Source organism: Desulfovibrio diazotrophicus (assembly GCF_902498985.2).
GTDB classification, from domain to species: domain Bacteria; phylum Desulfobacterota; class Desulfovibrionia; order Desulfovibrionales; family Desulfovibrionaceae; genus Desulfovibrio; species Desulfovibrio legallii.
In genome coordinates this window covers 2,606,816-2,624,357 of the sequence record NZ_OX346397.1, presented here as the reverse complement: position 1 = coordinate 2,624,357, position 17,542 = coordinate 2,606,816, and the positions used below count along the sequence as shown (strand labels likewise).

The following is a 17,542-nucleotide window of genomic DNA, read 5'->3' as shown; positions in this document are numbered from 1 at the left end:
AAAGAGTGGCGTCCGCCGCAAAAAGCGCGGCCGTACGCTTGCCTGTGCATACGTCAAGAGCGTCCGTTTGAAAAGAGCCGCTTTACAAGCGCCGCACCGAGCGGCATAGTTCAGGCATGACCCCCCTTGTTCCCGCCCAAACGCCCGTGGCCCTGGCCCGCTGCCCGGACTATGCGGCTCCGACTCTGCCCCGCCAGGTGGGCGCGACCCTGGACGCGGCCTGTCTGGCAGAGCGCCTCTCCCTGCGCGGCGCGCGGGTGCTGGTCAAGCCCAACCTGCTGCAAGCCCGCCCTCTGGCCTGCAGCACACCCGCGGTGGTCGCCGCCGCCTGCGCATGGCTGCTGGATCAGGGCGCTCTGGTGCGCGTGGCCGACGCCCCAGGCTTTGGCCGCGCCGCAGGCGTGGCCCGCGCCGTGGGGCTGGAGGCCGCCCTCAAGCCTCTGGGGCTGCACGTGCGCCAGCTGGACGACCCCGTGCCCGTGACCCTGCCCCTGCCCGCCGGGCGCACGCCGCACCACAGCCGCCCCCCGCGCTTCGGCGTGGCCCGTCTGGCCCTGGAAAGCGACGCTCTCCTTTCCCTGCCCAGGGTCAAGGCCCACAGCCAGATGCTCCTGACCCTGGCCGTCAAAAACTGCTTCGGCTGCGTCTGCGGCCTGCGCAAGGCCGTGGTTCACGCCCGTGAAGGCCGCGACCCGGATTTTTTTGCCGACTGCCTGGCCGCCCTCTGGGCCGCCCTGCCGCCCGTGGCGGCCCTGGCCGACGGCGTGCGCGCCATGCACGTTACCGGCCCCGGCAAGGGCGACCCCTTTGCCCTCAACCTGCTGGGGGCCTGCGCCGACGCCCCGGCCCTGGATGAAGCCCTCTACGCCGTGCTGGGCCGCGCGCCGCACACCGTACCCCTGGGCGCGGCGCTCATCCGCCGTCAGGCTCCCGGCACCGCTGCTGCGGGCTGCGCGCCGGTCTACCCCCTGCTGCGGCCCCAGGATTTTGACGCCACGGGCTTTGTGCTGCCCGCGCGTCTGGCCCACACGTCTTTCCACCCGGCGCGCCTTGTCAAAAGCTGCGCACGCCGCATCTGCGCCGTATTCCACCCCTGAACGGCAAGGAGAAAGCCCATGCCCAGAATTCTGCCCGGAGAAACCGACATCTACGCCATCACCGACCCCAACTTTTCCCTGGGCCGCCCCCTGGAAGAAGTGGTCCGCGCCCTGCTGGGCGCAGGGGTGCGCATTGTGCAGTACCGCGAAAAAAAGCTCAAAGCCGGAGCCATGCTGGAGGAATGCCGCCTGCTCCGCCGCCTGACCCGCGAGGCCAACGCCTGCTTTATTGTGGACGACTATGTGGACCTGGCGATTCTGGCTGAAGCCGACGGCGTGCATGTAGGCCAGGAGGACTTTCCCGTGCCCCAGGTGCGCGCTCTGGTGGGCCCGGACATGCTCATCGGCCTTTCCACCCACAAGCCGGAACAGGCTGAAGCCGCCCGCGGCCTGGGTGCGGACTATATCGGCGTGGGCCCCATCTACGCCACCCACACCAAGGAAGACGTGGTGGACCCCGTGGGCCTGGAATACCTGGACTGGGTGAGCCGGAACATCGATCTGCCCCTGGTGGCCATCGGCGGCATCAAGGAACACAACATCGCCGACGTGGCCCGCCACGGCGCACGCTGCTGCTGCCTGATCACCGACCTTGTGGGTGCGCCGGACATCCCCGCCAAAGTGGCCGCCCTGCGCAAGGCCATGCAGTCGGGATATTAGGGCCTTGAACGTTGTAAGGTCCTGACCGGTTGCGCAAGCAGACGCCCGCCGTGGAGGCGCACGCGTAGCTGCAACCGTTACGACGCAGGAGCTTGGCCCGTTACGACGAAGGAAGTTACGGGCAAAGACAGCAGCGCTAGTTACGGGCAAAGACAGCGCTCGCTACGAGTGCAGCACCACTCTGTCGTTGCGCGCTCAGACGCCGGAACGCGCGTGCCGTACCTTTTGGGAATACATATTCTCAAAAGTACTCTATGTTCCAAGAAACCTGCTTGTAAGGGGAAGGTAAGCCTACGGCTCACACGTCAGCCAGCAGGCCACGCGGTGCGCGTTTTGGCTCTGGTCCGGGGGCATTTCTGTTGCGCAGCGGGGCAGGGCGTGTGCGCAGCGGGGGTGGAAGGGGCAGCCCGCGGGCATATGCCGGAGGTCGGGCACGCTGCCGGGGATGGTAGGCAGGCGGCGCAGGTCGGCCCGGCGCAGAGCCGGTGCGGCGCGCAGCAGCCCTTGGGTATATGGGTGTTGCGGATGGGCAAAGAGTTCCTGGGCGGGGGCGCATTCCACCAGGCGACCGGCGTACATGACGCCCACGGTTTCAGCCATTTGGGCGGCGATGCCCAAGTCGTGCGTGATGAGCAGCACGGCCATGCCGCGTTCCCGGCTGCGGGCGGCCAGCAGACGGAGAATCTGCCCCTGAATGGTCGTATCCAGCGCGGTGGTGGGTTCGTCCGCCAGCAGCAGGCGGGGGCCGCAGGCCAGGGCCATGGCGATCATAATCCTTTGGCGCATGCCGCCGGAAAGCTGGTGGGGGTAATCGTTGTAACGGCTGTGCGGATCGGGAATGCCCACTTCAGCCAGCAGGGCCGTGGCCTCCCGACGGGCAGCCGCGCGGGGAAGGCGCAGGTGCAGCCGCAGGGGCTCGGCCACTTGGCTGCCCACGGTGAGCACGGGGTTGAGGGCGGTCATGGGCTCCTGAAAAACCATGCCCACCCGGCGGCCGCGCACGCGCCGCAGCTCACGCCCGGTGCAGGCGGCAAGGTCCGTGCCTTCCAGAAGTACGCGGCCCCGCTGTACGGCGTTTTCGGGCAGCAGACGCAGCACGGCCCTGGCCGTAAGGCTTTTGCCGCAGCCCGATTCGCCCACCAGGCAGGTGGCGGCGCCTGCAGCTACCTGCAGGGAAAGCCCCTGCACAGCGGGCAGCAGACCCTGATCCGTGCGGAAAAATACGCTCAGGCCTTCCAGCGCCAGCAGAGGGGCGGCCCCTTGCGCCGGGGTATGGCAATCTGAACGCGCGGCAGACACGCCTGCAGCCGTGGAGGCCGGCGGGACGGGCGCGGCGTGCGGCGGACTGGCCTGCGGCAAGCACATGGCGCGCTAGTGCAGCACTTGCGCCCGGCGGAAGCTGACGTAGGCTTCGCGCATGGCGATGTAGGGGTCCACGGCCACGGAGTTGAGGTCGTCGTAAAGGGGCAGCACATCGCCCAAGGCGTTAAAACGCAGGCCTCCGCCCGTTGCGGCGCTCAGCTCCCAGGGCTGCAGGTAAAACATGGGTTCGGCGAAGAGGTCGCCTACGCGGCCCACGGTGTCGCGCGCCGAGCTGGGCCCGATAAAGGGCCAGACCAGATAGAAGCCGTGCCCCAGGCCCCAGCGCCCCAGGGTCTGACCGAAGTCCTCGCCTGCCGGGTCCACGGGCACCACAGTTTTGAGGCCTTTGGCCACATCGGCAAAGCCCGCGCTGGTGGTGGTGTTAATGAAAAAACGGCCAAACTCCACCCCGGCCTCCATAAAGCGGAACTGAAGAATATTATTGATGAAGCGCACGGGGAAGAGAATGTTGGAAAAAAAGTTTTTCAACCCGCTGCGCAGCTGGTGGGGGGTGATGTACTCCCAGGCCGTGTAAACAGGTTTGGCAACGTAAAGAAAGAAAATGTCGTTAAAGTGGAACCAGAAGCGGTTCCAGGGTTCAAGGGGGTCGGCGATGGCGCTGAGAGGCGCGTCGTCATAGTCGTCCAGACTGTCGGAAACGCGCATAGTTCCATAAGGATGCACGGTGACGGCACCGGGCGGCAGGGCCGGGGCGTTGCCGTAGACAGCGGAAGGGGTCGGCTCCGCAGCGGGGGCCGCCGTGACGGGCGCGGCCCGCAGGCAACAAAACAAGGCAAACAGCGCCAGCAGGCCACCGTGCAGAAAGCGCCAGGCAAGCGCGCGTCGGTCAGTTGCCACCCTGCCCTACCTCCTGGGTCTTGGCCCGGATTCTGGCAATAAGTTGGTCAGGGCTAGCGCTGTTCAGGATGTCCTGAAACTGGGTGCGGTAATTTTTGACCAAACTGAGATTTTCGATAAGCACGTCGTAGACAAACCAGGAGCCGCGTTTGGGCAGCATGCGGTAGGCCACGGGCACCTTTTTGCCGTCCTTCATGGTGATAAGGGTCTGCACTTCCACGCGCCGGCCTTCGGGCGAAACGGTTTCGCCGGTGTAGAGCACCTGCTCGCCGTTGTAGCCGTCGATTTTGTTCAGATAGGTATTGATAAGCAGCTCGGCGAAAGCGTCACTGAAGCGGCGTTGCTGGTCCGGGCTGAAGGTGCGCCAGCGCGGCCCCACAGTGCGGGAAGAAAATTCGCCGAAATCAAAAATGTGCAGCACCTCGTCCTCAATCTGCTGACGCAAGGGGCCGCGGGTGGTCGGGTTGACATAGTCCGGATTTTTAATGCTGGCGAGAATGCGGCTGATGGAGGTTTCCAGAGCTTGCCTGGCGGGCGAAGCGGCCAGCGCCGCAGCCCCCGGCAAAACAACAGCCAGGGCCAGCAGCAGGAAAAGGCAGGCGGAGAAAAGGCGCATGGGCCTGACGGCGGGCATTATTTGACTCCTCCGAAGGCGTATTTGCTGATAAGGGCGCCCAGATCCACGGCAGATTCTGTTTCCGTGATGGCGCCCCCAGAGCTGAGTATCTGGTCAGAGCCCCCACGCGAGAGGCTGACGTATTTGTCACCGATAAGGCCGCTGGTACGGACGGAAGCCATGCTGTCGTCCGAAAGCTGCAGATCCTTGTTCAGACGCAGGCGCACCACGGCCTGGTTGCGCAACGGGTCCGGATCCAGGCGGATGTCCACCACGCGCCCCACGGGCACGCCGGACATCTCCACATCCGCCCCTACACGCAGGCCGGAAACGGAATCAAAACGGGCCACCAGCTCAAACCCCTGAGAACTGAACAATTCCATCTTGCCCAGTTTGACGGTGAGATAGGCCACACAAAGCAGGCCCAAGAGGACAAAAAGGCCCACGGCAGTTTCACGAGCAGAGTTCATGCGGTATCCAGCTTGCCGGTTTGACCGGGGTGACGGTCTACAAAAAACTATACGGACACGGGGGCAAAGTTTCAAGCCCCGCGTGCGTCTGCGTCAGCGGCACACCGCCGCTGCCCGCGACGGGGCGCTGCAGGTCGCGCACCGCCCAAAAGGCGGCCTGTTCCGGGGGGGGCCCGATCTCGCGGGGCCAAGCCGGAAACTTTTGCAGGGCAACTCCCGCAGGACGGCCTCCGGCGAGCCCGCCGCCTTCAAAGAACGGCCTCGCCCGCAGCGGTTGGTCAGGAGGCCAGCCAGTGGTCCAGGGCCTGACGCACTACGGGGTCCGGCGGGTCCTGAAGATTGGTGCCGGCGTCCGGGCCGGGCTCACGCCGCAAAAACTGGCGCAGATACGGGTCCGGGCTGGCCTCCAGCTCGGCGAGCGAGCCGGAAAACAGCGCCCGCCCCTCGCCCAGCACCAGCACATGGTCAGCAATGACGCGCAGGCTGGCCAGGTCATGGCTCACCACCACCAGGGTCATGCTGGGCATCTGCTGCCGCAGGGAGAGCAAAAGGGCGTCCATGCGCGCGGCGGTGATGGGGTCCAGGCCGCTGGTGGGTTCGTCGCAGAGCAGCACGCGCGGCTCGGCAATGATGGCCCTGGCCAGACCCGCGCGTTTGCGCATGCCACCCGAAAGCTGATTGGGATAATAATCCGCGAAATCTTCCAGCCCCACCAGGCGCAGCACCCGCAGGCCCGCCTCGCGGATGCGCGCTTTAGGCAGGCGCAAATGCTCGCTCAGGGGCAGGGTAACGTTCTGCACCAGGGTAAGCGCCCCCAGCAGGGCGCCGTCCTGAAAAAGCACGCCCATATGGCGGCGCGCCCGACGAAAATCGCGCCGGTTAAGGGCAAACAGATCGCGCCCGCCCAGCAGCACGCTGCCTTCCAGCGGACGTGAAAGGCCGATGACCTGCCGCAGCAGGGTGGACTTGCCGCAGCCGGAACCGCCGAGAATGACGGAAACCTTGCCCCCCGGCAGCACGGCGTCTATCTGCCGCAGCACCACGTGCTCGCTGTAGCCCGCGCTCAGGGCGCGAAATGCAATGTCCCAGGCTTCCATGCGGCTCCTTGTGCGTGGGGGCGCGTCAACGCGCCCGCCATTGACCAGTATAGACCGGGAAGGACGGGCGCGCAAGCGCGTCAGTCTGTGGGCATATCGTCGGGAAAATCCACATTGGCGTAGACGTTCTGCACGTCGTCGTTGTCGTCCAGAGCGTCCATAAAACGCAGCACCTTCTGGCCCATGTCCGCATCCACGGCCACCAGATTCTGGGGAACCATGGCCAGCTCCGCGGACTGCATGGCAATGCCCGCAGCCTCCAGAGCGTCGCGCACCGCGCCAAAATCGGCCATGGCCGTGTGGAGGGTCCAGACGTCCTCATCGTCAATGACGTCGTCGGCTCCGGCTTCCAGGGCGGCTTCCATGATTTTGTCTTCGGGGTAGGCGGCTTTGTCCACGCTGATGACGCCCTTGCGGTCAAACATCCAGCCCACGCTGCCGTTTTCGCCCATGGAGCCGCCGTGTTTGGTGAAGAGGTGGCGCACTTCGGCCACGGTGCGGTTTTTATTGTCTGTGGCCACTTCCACCATAACGGCAATGCCGCCGGGGCCGTAGCCTTCATAAAAGGTTTCGGTCAGGTCGCCGCCCGCGTCCTCGCCCGTGCCCTTGCGGATGGCGGCGTCAATTTTGTCCTTGGGCAGGTTCACGGCCTTGGCGGCGGCGATGGCCGCCCGCAAACGGGGGTTGCCCGCAGGATCGCCCCCGCCCTTGGCGGCGATGATGATTTCTTTAGCGGCCTTGGTGAAGACTTTGCCGCGCTTGGCGTCCTGGCGTCCCTTGCGGTGCTGAATGTTGGCCCATTTGCTGTGCCCTGACATAAAACCTCCGAAAAAAACCTGCGGTGTGTAAAAAGTTCAGATGCCCGGCGGCGCGTCCTGCCCGTGAAAGTGCAGGCCCACAAAGAACGTTTCCTTGCTTTCCGCCCGTGAGCTCTTGGGCTTGAAGGACTTGACCGTGCCAAAAGCCGCGCGCATGGGCGCGAGCAGTTCCTGAATGTCCGGCCCCATAAAAATCTTGACCACAAAATGCCCGCCTGGCCGCAGCCATTGTCGGGCCACGGCCAGGGCTTCCTGAGCCAGCTCCAGAGAACGGGCCTGGTCGGTGAAGCGCGTGCCCGTGGTGCGCGGAGCCATATCGCTCAGCACCACGTCAAAAGGCCCCAGCGCCGCAAGCCGGGCCTCAAAGGCCGGAGAACGCTTAAAAACGTCCTCCTGCGCGAACTCCACCTGGGGGGGAAAAACCGTGTCCGTGCTCTGGATGTCGCAGGCCAGCACGAACCCCTTGCCCCCGACCCGCTCCGCCGCGCCCAAAGACCAGGAGCCCGGCGCCGCGCCCAGATCCAGCACGTTCTGACCGGGCCTGAGCAGGCGGAACTTGGCGTCCAGCTCTTTGAGCTTGTACACGGACCGGGCGGGGTAGTGCTCCCGCTTGGCCTTAAGAAAATAGTGGTCCCGATATTCCTTCATGACATATCCCAACGGGTGAGCATACACCTTTTGGTGCAGTTCGCCAAGGGGCGCAAATCCCACTTTGCCGTTGACCCCCCCGCCGCAATTTTGTAGTATTTTACTAAGTGAAAAAGGCGTACGGACCTCCGTACGTCGCAAGCCCCCCACAGGAGACAGCCATATGAAAAAAATCATTCCCCTTCTGCTGCTTATGGGCGGTATTCTGACAGTGGCCGCAGGCCATGTGCGGGCCGAAAGCCTCACGACGCCCGTGCACAAGATAACGGACGCCGGGGTGGATAAGGAACTGGGCAGTGTGGTCTTTACCGACGACGGCAAGGGCGGGGTGGACATTCTGGTGGAGATGACCGGACTGCCGCCAGGCCCCCACGGCATGCACATTCATGAAAACCCCTCGTGCGCCCCGGCCCCCAAGGACGGCAAAAACGTGGCCGGGCTGGCCGCCGGCGGGCATTTTGATCCCGCCCACAGCGGCAGGCACGAAGGCCCCGGCAAACCTGGCCACAAGGGTGATCTGCCCTTCATCACCGCCGACGCCCAAGGTATGGTCAAGGCCAGGCTGCACGCTCCGGGGCTGACCACTGCCGACCTGCGCGGCCGCTCGTTGATGATCCATGCCGGCGGCGACAACTACGCCGACATACCTGCGCCGCTGGGCGGCGGCGGGGCGCGCATAGCCTGCGGCGTTATTAAATAAGACCCGCTCGCTCCGGCGCCAACCGCGCCAATAAGGTGCGCTTGCGCCTCCACGGCGGGCGTCAGCTCACGCAACCGCCAGAGTATTGCACCGTTGCAACGCTCTGAATAATACCGCCCCGCGCGGCCTGTCGTATATTAAGGGGGTCGCGCGGGCCTTGTGACGGGGAAGGGGCGTACGCTGGCCGTGCCCTGACGGCCCTGCCCGCAGGGCTGCACAAGCCCCGGCCAGCGTATGCCCCTTCTCCCTTTTTTCCCGCATGCCTTTTCGCGCTCCCCCGCGCCCCATTTCCGACGCGGCACCGCTTGCCAGCGCCCCCCTTGTGCTTATAGTATCCTGAGTGCGGCCTTGCGCCGCGCCTTCCCACGTTTTCTGCAGCAAAGGAGTTGGCATGACCAGTCAGATCAAGACCGTTCTTCTTCTGGGTCTGCTTTCGGGCATTATTATCGCCATGGGCGGCCTGCTGGGCGGGCGCACGGGCGTCGTCTTCGCCTTTGGCCTGGCGCTGCTCATGAATGTGGGCAGCTACTGGTATTCAGACAAAATCGTGCTGTCCATGTACCGCGCGCGGGAGCTGGCCCCGGAAGAAGCCCCGGCCCTGCACAGCATGGTGGAAGAGCTGGCCCGGAATGCCGGCATCCCCAAGCCCCGCATCTGCGTGGTGCCCGAAGCCGCGCCCAACGCCTTTGCTACGGGGCGCAACCCGGAACACGCCGTGGTGGCCGTGACGGAAGGCATCATGCGCCTGCTCTCGCCAGAGGAACTGCGCGGGGTGCTGGGGCACGAAATGGGGCACATCAAAAACCGCGACATCCTCATCCAGACCATTGCCGGGGTCATGGCTTCGGCCATTGTCACCCTGGCCAATATTTTTCAGTTCACGGCCATTTTCGGCGGCAATCGTGAAGGAGAAGGCGGCGCCAATCCGCTGGCGGCCCTGATGATGGCCTTGCTGGCTCCGCTGGCGGCCGGGCTCATCCAGATGGCCATTTCCCGCTCACGCGAATATCTGGCGGACGACACGGGCGCGGCCCTTTGCGGGCAACCTCTGGCCCTGGCGGGCGCGCTGGCCAAACTGGGCGCGGCCAGCGGCCGCATCCCCATGCAGGACGGCAACCCCAGCACGGAACAGATGTTCATTGTCACGCCCATGTTTGCGCACGGCGGGATGGCCGGCCTGTTCAGCACCCATCCGCCCATTGAGGAACGCATCCGCCGCCTGCAGGCACTGGCGCGGCAACAGCAGCGGGGCTAGGCCCCTTTGGCGAGGTTTGTTTTCATGCGCACACGCCTTTTTCTCATGGCCAGTCTGGTCCTGACAGCCTGCGTCAAAACCCCGGAACCCGCCCCGGCCCCCACACCGGCCCCCCCCTCGGAGCCCTGCCCCTACGTCTATGTGTACGCTCCGGGCAACTACATCATTGATATCGCCGGCGGCGCGGACGTGGTGCTGGACCCCGGAGCCAGCGATTTTGAGCTGTTCTGTTCTCCCGGCGCGGCCAGGGCGGCCGTCAACGCCGACGTGGCCGCGGGACGGCTGCCTGAAGGCGACTGGCGCATCTACCGGTTGGACGGCGACCTGGACGATCTGGCCCAGCCCCTGCCGTCTCACCGCTATATGCTCAAGCGCATGGCGCAGGTGGTGGACTGGGTGACGGAGAATATTTAACGCGCCGCCACAGGCGCAAAGAAACGGCGACACGGGCCCTGACTGCCCGCGCCGCCGCTTCTTGCATGGGGGCCCCGCCACAAGCGGGGCCCTTGTTATTCCGCCGCCACCACGCCCACGGACTGCAGACGGATGTCCTGGGGGATTTCCGCCTGAGAAATGACGGGCACATTGGGCAGAAAGCGCGTCACCAGCTGGGCCAGATGGGGCCGGATGACGGGGTTGACCAGCAGGGCGGGCTGACCGTCGGTACTGACGGCATTTTCCACCGCTGCGTTGATGTTCTGCACCAGGCGCTGCGCCACGACCGGGTTGAGCGAAAGGAAGCTCGCGCCGTTGTCGGCATGGCGCACGCCCTCCTGCACTGCGCGTTCGGCGTTGGCGGCCAGGGTCAGCACGGGCAGCGCGCCCTGGCTGTCCAGATAGGGCCGCACAATGGAACGAGAGAGCCGTTCGCGTACATATTCCGTAAGCATTTCGGCATTTTTGACGCCAGGGCCGAAGTCCGCCAGGGTTTCCACAATGGTGAGCATATCCCGGATGCCGACGTTTTCGCGCACCAGCAGCTGCAGCACCTTCTGCACTGTGCCCAGGGGCAGAACGTTGGGCACCAGATCCTCCACGGCCTTGGGCGCGTGCTTGGCCAGGGTGTCCAGCAGGGCCTGCACGGCCTGACGGTCCAGAAAATCGGACAAATGTCGTTTGAAGACCTCGGTGAGGTGGGTGGCGATAACCGTGGCCGGGTCCACCACGGTATAGCCGGCCAGCATGGCTTCTTCCCGCTGGCTGGCGGGTATCCACAGGGCCGGCAGGTTGAAGGCCGGCTCGCGGGTTTCGATGCCGCTGATCTTGGTGGTCACGTTGCCGGGGTCCATGGCCAGGAAGTGGTCCACCAGTATTTCTGCCGAAGCCACCTGGTTGCCCTTGATCAGCAAGGCGTACTGCCCCGGCTTGAGCTGCAGGTTATCGCGCAGGTGCAGGGAGGGGATGACCACGCCCATATCCAGAGCGAACTGCCGCCGGATGGAGCGGATGCGCGCCAGCAGATTGCCGCTTTGCTCCTCATCTACCAGAGGGATGAGGCCGTAGCCCACTTCCAGCTCCAGAATATCCAGGGGCAGCAGGGCCTGCACTTCTTCCGGGGTGTCGGCAACGCCGGAGCCCTTGGCCTTGGCTTTGGCCTTGCTTTTGGCCGCAGCGGCGTCCTGGGCTTCCTCACGCTGCGCGCTCAGGCGGGACACGCTGAAGATGAGCGCAGAGAGGATAAGAAAGGGAATGGTGGGCAGGCCCGGAACCAGGGCAAACAGCAGCAGCACGGCGGAAACCAGCTTGAGGGCCCTGGCGTTGAAGGTGAGCTGGGCCAGAAATTCTTCGCCCATGCGGGCCTCGGAGGCCGCACGCGAAACCAGCAGGCCCGTGCCCGTGGAAGTGACGATGGAAGGAATGGTGCTGACAAGACCATCGCCGATGGTCAGCAGGGAATAGGTGGTCAGGGCCGTGTTCCAGTCCATGTCTTTCTGGACCATGCCGATGATGATGCCGCCCACGATGTTGACCAGGGTGATGAACATGCCGGCGTTGACGTCGCCGGAGACGAATTTGCACGCGCCGTCCATAGCGCCATAGAAGTCGGCCTCCTTCCGCATGGCGGCCCGGCGGTTGGTGGCTTCTTCCTCATCAATAAGCCCGGCGTTGAGGTCGGCCTCAATGGCCATCTGCTTGCCGGGCATGGCGTCCAGGGTAAAGCGCGCCGCCACTTCGGCGATGCGCGTGGTGCCCGCGGTGATGACCACCTTGTTGAGAATGAACAGAATAAGAAAGATGACCGCGCCCACCACATAGCTGCCGCCCACCACAAACTGGCCGAAAGCGCGGATGACCTCGCCCGCCGCGCTGGCCCCCATGTTGCCGTTGAGCAGAATCAACCTGGTGGAGGCCACGTTGAGCGAAAGCCGCAGCAAGGTGGTCACCAGCAGCAGAGAAGGAAAGATGGTGAACTCCAGCGGCGAAGTCATGAACATGGTGGTGATGAGAATGAGCAGAGAGATGGAAATGCTCACGCAGAGCATGATATCCAGAAAAAACGTGGGCAGAGGCACCAGCATGACAAAAAGAATGATGACCACGCCGGCGGCCAGGGCCACTTCGCCGTGCTTGGAAAAGCGGCTGTAGTCTATTTGCGGAAGGGTCGCTGTTGCCATTATTCTGACACCTCACTGTGGGGCCGCAGGGGCTGCGTCCGGACCTAGGCCGAACCGGGGCCGGCCGCGCGGGGCTTGAGCTTCCAGATGCTGGCCAGTATTGCGGCCACGGCCTTGTACAAATCTTCGGGGATCATGTCCCCCACTTCCACAGAACTATACAAAGCTCGTGCCAAGGGCACGTTCTCCCTGATGGGGATGCGATTTTCGCGGGCTATTTCCTTGATTTTCTCCGCCAGGTGGTCCGCCCCCTTGGCCAGCACCACCGGGGCCGGAGCCTCGGCGGTATTGTAGCGCAGGGCCACGGCAATGTGGGTGGGGTTGGTCACCACCACGTCGGCCTTGGGCACGCTCTGGAGCATGCGCTTGGACATGGCGGCCATCATTTTTTTGCGCTGCTGCCCTTTGATGATGGGGTCGCCTTCAGCCTGCTTCTGCTCATCCTTCACTTCGTCCTTAGTCATTTTCATGCCTTCGTTGTAGGCAAAGCGCGTCTGCCAGACGTCAAAGGCGGCAATGGCCAGGATGGGCAGCAGCGCATACCAGGCGAGTTTGAAGGCCATGCGCAGCATGTAGGCGGCCACGCCTTCGCTGGTGGCGTAGTACATGGGCAGAAAATTTTCATACTCCGCATAGAGCACATAGCCGGGAATGAGCGTAAGAATCAGGGAAAACAGCAGACTTTTGAGCGAACGCAGCAAGGTCTGGGGCGAAAGAAACATCTGCTTCAACCCCTTGATAAGGTTGAAGCGCTGCAGTTTGGGCTTGAAGACCTTGGTGGTCCAGAGCTTGCCCACCTGCAGACGCTGTGCCGCCAAAGCGCAGAGGGCCAGGGGCAGCAGCACGGGCAAAATGAGCTTGGCGACCTCTGCCATAAGGTCCAGACTAAGGCTGTAGACGTTTTCGGGGTTGGGGTCGAACTCCCAGGCATGGCCCAGAAAATGTCGGTACAGGGCTTTGATCCGCTCGGTCATGGGGCCGATCAGGGCATACAGGCAGAGCACCCCTGCCGTGAGGCTCACGGCCTTGCCCAGCTCCGCCGACTTGGGAACATTGCCCTCCTCCCGGTTTTTGCTGCGCCGTTTTGGTGTGGCTTGTTCCGTTCTGCTGGGATCCGTCTGCTTGCCGAACATGCGCCGCGCCCCCTTGCGTCGCCACCCTGACGGCGGCTCTTGCCGAGGGAATAAAGCAAAAATCGTGCCCAGTTGCCAGCGGTAAGGAATCTTTCCTTTTCACGGCCCTGTGGGCTTGAGCGCCGCTGCCTTTGGCGTTATGTTCAACAACGCAACGCCACTTTCAAAAAATTGTCGGCGCCGCTCCCCGTGCAGGAGGCCCGCGTGTTTTACGGTTGGAAAATCAGCCTGCTTTCCATGAGCGGCAATTTTATGCTGCAGGGCACGGTGCTCTACTGCATGAACGCCTTTATGGAGCCCCTCTGCGCCCTCAACGGCTGGACGCGCGCAGAGCTCAACGTGGGCATGGGGCTGGCCACTCTTGTGGGGCAGATCGCCATGCCCCTGGCCGCCGGGCTCTGCGCCCGCCACTCCCTGCGACGCCTCATGACCATCGGGGCGTTCACCGGGGGCATCGCTACCATCCTGCTGGGCGGCACCACGAGTCTGCCCCTGTTTACCCTGCTCTTTACCGTGGCCTGGGTTTCCACCCAAATCTGCGGCGGCGTGGTGGGCAACGCCCTCGTGAGCAACTGGTTCCACCACTTCCGGGGCCGCGCCTTTGGTCTGGCCAATGCGGGCACCTCCCTTTCCGGCGTCATCCTGCCCTTGCTGAGCATGGTCCTCATCAATACCTTCAGCGTGGGCACGGCCTACCTGGCCCTGGGCCTGCTGACCTGTTCGCTGGCGCCCCTCTCCTGGCTCATGGTGCGCGACTCCCCCCAGGACATGCGCCTGCACCCCGATGGCCGCCGCCACGAACCCTACCAGCCCAAAAAGCGGCAGCACCAGGATACCTCCTTCAACGCCATGCTGCATACGCCCCAGGCCTACTGCATGGGGCTGGCCTTCGGCCTGGCCCTCATGGTGGGGTCTTCGGTCATGAGTCAAATGAAGCCCCGCTTCGCCGACCTGGGTCTGGCCCCCTACCCCGCCATGCTGCTGGCCTGCACTGCCGCCCTGTTTGCCGCTCTGGGCAAATACTTCTGGGGCTGGATCTGCGACAGGCTCACCCCCCTCACGGCCTCGCGTCTGGTCATGTCCACCTGTCTTGCCAGCATGGGCATGGGCTTCCTGCCCCACACCCTGCTCAACCTCGCCGTGTTCAGCGTAGTCTTCGGCGCCTGCATCGGCGGCCTGTGGACAGTGCTGCCCGCTGCGGTTTCCTACTACTTCGGCAGCGAAAACTTTTTGCCGTCCTACAAATTCGTGTCCATCTTCATTATTCTGCGCTGCGCCGGCTACCCCATCATGGGCTACGCCTACGACCTTACCGGCGGATACGCCGCTGCTGACGTGGTCTTTATGGGCGCGCTGGGCACGGCCCTGCTGCTGACCCTGTTTCTACGGGAAGACGACGCGGCGGAAAGCCTGGCCCACTACCGCCACGCCCCGCGCAAATCCGGGCAGAAAGGCAACGCATGAGCGCAGACCCGATTCTGGAAATCCACGGGCTGAGCCACGACGGCCGGGGCGTGGCGCGCCTGGACGGAACCGTGGTTTTTGTTGTGGGCGGCCTGCCGGGACAGCAGGTGCGCGCCAGGGTGCTGCGCCGCAAGCCCCGCTTCTGGGAGGCCGCCTCTACGGAAGTGCTGCGGCAAACCCCGGACGCGGTTCCGCCCCTTTGCCCGCACGGAGATGCCTGCGGCGGCTGCCCCTTGCAGACGCTGCCGCAGGCGCGTCAACTGGCCTGGAAGCGTACCCTGGTTCTGGACGCCCTGGAGCGCGTGGGCGGCCTGCCCCGCCCGGAGCTTGAAGCCCTGCTGGGACCGGTGGCGGCCTCGCCCGCCACAACACGCTTTCGCAACAAAATGGAGCTGGCCTTTGGCCCGGACGCAGCAGGCCTGCCCGTGCTGGGCCTGCGCGAGCGCGGCGGCCGCCGGGTGACGCCCGTGCCGGGCTGTACCCTGCTGCCGCCCGAAGCCCTGCGCATGGCCGCAGCAGCCCAAAACCTGGCCCAAGATCTGGCGCGCCGCAACGGCCTGAACGCCTGGAATGCCCCGGAGCAGCGCCATCAACCCGCACGGCGCAGGCAGAGCCGGACTTTTCAGAACCGGATGCTTCTGGGCAGGGACGCGGAGCAGGCCGGCGGCTTCTGGCGTTTTTTGACCTTGCGGCGCGGCCTGGCGGCGGATCTGCGCAGCCCGCGCTGGTGGGCGCTTTGCCTCACCAGCCCCGGCGACGCCACGGCGCGGGCCGCAGTACGCGGCCTGGGCCGGGAGCTGCTGGCCGCTTTCCCCCACCTGGCGGCCTTTGTGCATGAAGAACGCGGCCGAGCGGACGCCCTGACTCTGGGCGAACGGCGGGTGGATGTGCTGGACGCCACGGGCCGGTCCCGGCCGGAGGCCGCCCGGCTCCATCTGCCCCTGCTGGGCCGATTTTTTACTCTGGACGTGGCCTCATTTTTTCAGGTCAATACCAGCGCGGCGCAGATTCTGGCCCGCACGGCCCTGGACCTGCTGCCGGAGGGCGGAGGAGAACTGCTGGACCTTTACTGCGGTGTGGGCGCGCCGGGCCTTTTGCTGGCCCCGGCCTTTTCCCGTTTGTACGGCGTGGAGCAGGATGCGCGCGCTGTGGCCCTGGCGCGGGAAAATGCCGCAGGCCTGAGCGTGGACCACTGCCGGTATGCGGCCGGGGACGCAGCGCTGCTGCTGCAGGAGCGGACGGCAACGGCGGATATGGTCCTGGCGGATCCGCCCCGCGCAGGCCTGGCCCCGGCGGCGCTCGCGGCACTGTTGCGGCTGCGGCCCAGGAGCATCCTTTACATTTCCTGCAATCCCGCGACCCTGGCGCGGGATGCCGCCTTGCTACGCGAAGGCTACCGGCTGGCGCGGCTGGCGGCGGTGGACCTCTTTCCCCACACCCCGCATGTGGAATGCCTGAGCCTGTGGCAAAGGCTGTAGCCGCCAATAAGGAAAAACAGCGACGCGCCTGCCGCATACAACGCGGGCGGCAGCCGCAAGGCGGTAACAAGGGAAAAGCGGACGACGGCACGCGGAACAGGGTAAAGAAGCCCGGACGAAAAAACCGCAGCGCAAAAAATGTGGAAAGGACGGCGGGCTTTTCCGGCCAAAGTCATTGACGCGTCCGAGAGCCTGTGATAATTTGAACAGCGTTGGGCGTACACGGTGGTTCCGCCGGGTGTGTTCCGGAGGCCGCATGTGGTTCAAGGATTTTCTCAAGCAGCAGCAAAGCGGCCTGGAGGCCATGGCCAACACCGGGGTCATCGGTCTGCATCTGGTCAGCGGGCCCGCTGTGGGTTTTGCCATCGGGTACGGGCTTGACCGCTGGCTGGGCACCAGCCCCTGGTGCAAACTGATTTTTCTGGTGGTGGGCATCGGCGCGGGTTTTTTAAACGTTTACCGCGACACGCGCGCCCTGCTGCGCAAGATTGAAGCCCAGGACGCCGCACGCCGGGCCGCCCTGACGCACGCAGCGGACGCGGAGCCTTCCGGGCAGCGCACTGCGGACAGCCCCGGGGGGGAAGGCCCCCACGGGCGCAACGCCGACAAGGCCAAAGGCCTGGCGCGAACGCAGGAAGCGGCACAACGCGCAACAGCCGTGCCGCCGTCGGCAGGACAAGCGGAAAGCGCGCCGCGGCTGACGGTTGCGGATGCGAACGCAGCCGCCGCACAGGCCCCACAGGACGACGCTTTGCCGGAAAAGACGACGCGGCGGACAGCGGACGCGGCACAGGGGAACACGGCGGACGCCGACCGGGGTGAACAGAGTGCGACGGATGTTCCATAGCATTGACGCCTGGTTATGGCGACGCGGTATTGACCATCCCGCTGTACGGGCCCTGCTGCGCAACGAAATTTTGCTCACAGCGCTGGCGCTGCTGGGCGGGGGTCTGCTCTTTGCGGTTACCCCCTGGGTTTTCTGGTTCGGGGTAGGTTTGGCCGTCATGGCCTGGACGTTCTGGTGCCTGGCGCGTTTCTTTCTGCGCCGCGGCCTGGGCGATTACAGCACGGCCTTTCTGCGCATTGTCATTGTGCGCTGGCTGGGCCGGCTGGCTGTGGTGGCCGCGATTCTGTACGCCGCCCTGGTCCACTGGGCCGCGCCGCCCCTGGCTCTGCTGAGCGGCATGGCCACGGCCTGCGCCTGTGCGCTGCTCAGCTACGCTCTGGCCGCGCACGAACAGGGCAAAGCCGGACGCCAGCGCAGATAAACT

18 protein-coding genes are annotated in these 17,542 nt (G+C 64.9%); 9 read left to right on the top strand and 9 right to left on the bottom strand.

The window, feature by feature from the left end; genetic code table 11:
• The first annotated feature begins 116 nt into the window (after positions 1-116).
• Entirely contained in the window at positions 117-1,097 is a 981-nt protein-coding gene (locus J7I12_RS11255) for a DUF362 domain-containing protein (RefSeq protein WP_118230599.1), read from the top strand.
• 18 nt (positions 1,098-1,115) lie between these two features.
• Positions 1,116-1,757 carry a thiamine phosphate synthase gene (gene thiE, locus J7I12_RS11250; protein ID WP_118230598.1) on the top strand — a complete coding sequence of 214 codons (642 nt, stop codon included), beginning with the start codon at positions 1,116-1,118 and terminating at the stop codon, positions 1,755-1,757.
• Between the two features lie 291 nt (positions 1,758-2,048).
• On the opposite strand, the gene J7I12_RS11245 is transcribed toward thiE, so the two are convergent.
• From J7I12_RS11245 to J7I12_RS11215, 7 genes are all read right to left on the bottom strand, one after another.
• A complete protein-coding gene (locus J7I12_RS11245; protein WP_242621204.1) occupies positions 2,049-3,056 on the bottom strand; it encodes an ABC transporter ATP-binding protein in 1,008 nt (335 codons plus the stop codon).
• A gap of 72 nt (positions 3,057-3,128) precedes the next feature.
• On the bottom strand, positions 3,129-3,977 hold the full coding sequence (locus J7I12_RS11240) for an MlaA family lipoprotein (protein ID WP_288907371.1): 849 nt from the start codon (positions 3,975-3,977) through the stop codon (positions 3,129-3,131).
• Complete coding sequence (locus J7I12_RS11235) at positions 3,967-4,611, bottom strand: Tgt2/MlaC family protein (RefSeq protein ID WP_118230596.1); 645 nt, start codon at positions 4,609-4,611, stop codon at positions 3,967-3,969. Before J7I12_RS11235 ends, J7I12_RS11240 begins: the two co-directional genes overlap by 11 nt.
• Positions 4,611-5,063, bottom strand: a complete 453-nt coding sequence (gene mlaD / locus J7I12_RS11230) for an outer membrane lipid asymmetry maintenance protein MlaD (protein ID WP_118230595.1) — start codon at positions 5,061-5,063, stop codon at positions 4,611-4,613. The genes J7I12_RS11235 and mlaD overlap by 1 nt, the downstream gene beginning before the upstream one ends.
• Positions 5,064-5,341: 278 nt before the next feature.
• Positions 5,342-6,160 carry an ABC transporter ATP-binding protein gene (locus J7I12_RS11225; RefSeq protein ID WP_118230594.1) on the bottom strand — a complete coding sequence of 273 codons (819 nt, stop codon included), beginning with the start codon at positions 6,158-6,160 and terminating at the stop codon, positions 5,342-5,344.
• Positions 6,161-6,240: 80 nt separating this feature from the next.
• The gene (locus J7I12_RS11220) at positions 6,241-6,978 is read right to left on the bottom strand and encodes a YebC/PmpR family DNA-binding transcriptional regulator (protein WP_118230593.1); all 738 of its coding nucleotides are present in this window, start codon (positions 6,976-6,978) and stop codon (positions 6,241-6,243) included.
• A 36-nt stretch (positions 6,979-7,014) separates the two neighbouring features.
• Positions 7,015-7,626 carry an RlmE family RNA methyltransferase gene (locus J7I12_RS11215; RefSeq protein WP_118230592.1) on the bottom strand — a complete coding sequence of 204 codons (612 nt, stop codon included), beginning with the start codon at positions 7,624-7,626 and terminating at the stop codon, positions 7,015-7,017.
• Between the two features lie 163 nt (positions 7,627-7,789).
• Here J7I12_RS11215 and J7I12_RS11210 point away from each other — a divergent pair, with 163 nt between their 5' ends.
• The 3 genes from J7I12_RS11210 to J7I12_RS11200 all read left to right on the top strand — a co-directional run bounded on the left by J7I12_RS11210 (position 7,790) and on the right by J7I12_RS11200 (position 9,995).
• Complete coding sequence (locus J7I12_RS11210) at positions 7,790-8,326, top strand: superoxide dismutase family protein (RefSeq protein ID WP_118230591.1); 537 nt, start codon at positions 7,790-7,792, stop codon at positions 8,324-8,326.
• A 391-nt stretch (positions 8,327-8,717) separates the two neighbouring features.
• Positions 8,718-9,581, top strand: coding sequence for a zinc metalloprotease HtpX (locus tag J7I12_RS11205; RefSeq protein WP_118230590.1), 864 nt, complete (start codon positions 8,718-8,720; stop codon positions 9,579-9,581).
• A gap of 24 nt (positions 9,582-9,605) precedes the next feature.
• A complete protein-coding gene (locus J7I12_RS11200) occupies positions 9,606-9,995 on the top strand; it encodes a DVU_2496 family lipoprotein (protein WP_118230589.1) in 390 nt (129 codons plus the stop codon).
• A gap of 95 nt (positions 9,996-10,090) precedes the next feature.
• Here J7I12_RS11200 and flhA read toward each other — a convergent pair whose 3' ends face one another.
• Together flhA and flhB are read right to left on the bottom strand one after the other, a co-directional pair.
• On the bottom strand, positions 10,091-12,196 hold the full coding sequence (flhA, locus tag J7I12_RS11195; protein ID WP_118230588.1) for a flagellar biosynthesis protein FlhA: 2,106 nt from the start codon (positions 12,194-12,196) through the stop codon (positions 10,091-10,093).
• A gap of 44 nt (positions 12,197-12,240) precedes the next feature.
• Entirely contained in the window at positions 12,241-13,329 is a 1,089-nt protein-coding gene (gene flhB, locus J7I12_RS11190; RefSeq protein WP_118230587.1) for a flagellar biosynthesis protein FlhB, read from the bottom strand.
• Positions 13,330-13,533: 204 nt separating this feature from the next.
• On the opposite strand from flhB, the gene J7I12_RS11185 reads away from it, so the two are divergent.
• The 4 genes from J7I12_RS11185 to J7I12_RS11170 all read left to right on the top strand — a co-directional run bounded on the left by J7I12_RS11185 (position 13,534) and on the right by J7I12_RS11170 (position 17,539).
• Entirely contained in the window at positions 13,534-14,793 is a 1,260-nt protein-coding gene (locus tag J7I12_RS11185) for an MFS transporter (RefSeq protein WP_118230586.1), read from the top strand.
• Positions 14,790-16,271 carry a class I SAM-dependent RNA methyltransferase gene (locus J7I12_RS11180; protein WP_302148604.1) on the top strand — a complete coding sequence of 494 codons (1,482 nt, stop codon included), beginning with the start codon at positions 14,790-14,792 and terminating at the stop codon, positions 16,269-16,271. Before J7I12_RS11185 ends, J7I12_RS11180 begins: the two co-directional genes overlap by 4 nt.
• Before the next feature lie 256 nt (positions 16,272-16,527).
• Positions 16,528-17,118, top strand: a complete 591-nt coding sequence (locus J7I12_RS11175) for an AtpZ/AtpI family protein (RefSeq protein ID WP_302548497.1) — start codon at positions 16,528-16,530, stop codon at positions 17,116-17,118.
• Entirely contained in the window at positions 17,108-17,539 is a 432-nt protein-coding gene (locus J7I12_RS11170) for a hypothetical protein (protein WP_288907367.1), read from the top strand. Before J7I12_RS11175 ends, J7I12_RS11170 begins: the two co-directional genes overlap by 11 nt.
• Positions 17,540-17,542: the final 3 nt, after the last annotated feature.

Coding starts and splice junctions, on each gene's coding strand:
- J7I12_RS11205 (WP_118230590.1), top strand. CDS start 8,718: ATGACCAGTCAGATCAAGACCGTTCTTCTTCTGGGTCTGCTTTCGGGC.
- J7I12_RS11220 (WP_118230593.1), bottom strand. CDS start 6,978: ATGTCAGGGCACAGCAAATGGGCCAACATTCAGCACCGCAAGGGACGC.
- J7I12_RS11235 (WP_118230596.1), bottom strand. CDS start 4,611: ATGCCCGCCGTCAGGCCCATGCGCCTTTTCTCCGCCTGCCTTTTCCTG.
- flhA (WP_118230588.1), bottom strand. CDS start 12,196: ATGGCAACAGCGACCCTTCCGCAAATAGACTACAGCCGCTTTTCCAAG.
- J7I12_RS11225 (WP_118230594.1), bottom strand. CDS start 6,160: ATGGAAGCCTGGGACATTGCATTTCGCGCCCTGAGCGCGGGCTACAGC.
- J7I12_RS11215 (WP_118230592.1), bottom strand. CDS start 7,626: ATGAAGGAATATCGGGACCACTATTTTCTTAAGGCCAAGCGGGAGCAC.
- J7I12_RS11175 (WP_302548497.1), top strand. CDS start 16,528: ATGTGGTTCAAGGATTTTCTCAAGCAGCAGCAAAGCGGCCTGGAGGCC.
- mlaD (WP_118230595.1), bottom strand. CDS start 5,063: ATGAACTCTGCTCGTGAAACTGCCGTGGGCCTTTTTGTCCTCTTGGGC.
- thiE (WP_118230598.1), top strand. CDS start 1,116: ATGCCCAGAATTCTGCCCGGAGAAACCGACATCTACGCCATCACCGAC.
- J7I12_RS11255 (WP_118230599.1), top strand. CDS start 117: ATGACCCCCCTTGTTCCCGCCCAAACGCCCGTGGCCCTGGCCCGCTGC.
- J7I12_RS11210 (WP_118230591.1), top strand. CDS start 7,790: ATGAAAAAAATCATTCCCCTTCTGCTGCTTATGGGCGGTATTCTGACA.
- J7I12_RS11200 (WP_118230589.1), top strand. CDS start 9,606: ATGCGCACACGCCTTTTTCTCATGGCCAGTCTGGTCCTGACAGCCTGC.
- J7I12_RS11180 (WP_302148604.1), top strand. CDS start 14,790: ATGAGCGCAGACCCGATTCTGGAAATCCACGGGCTGAGCCACGACGGC.
- J7I12_RS11170 (WP_288907367.1), top strand. CDS start 17,108: ATGTTCCATAGCATTGACGCCTGGTTATGGCGACGCGGTATTGACCAT.
- flhB (WP_118230587.1), bottom strand. CDS start 13,329: ATGTTCGGCAAGCAGACGGATCCCAGCAGAACGGAACAAGCCACACCA.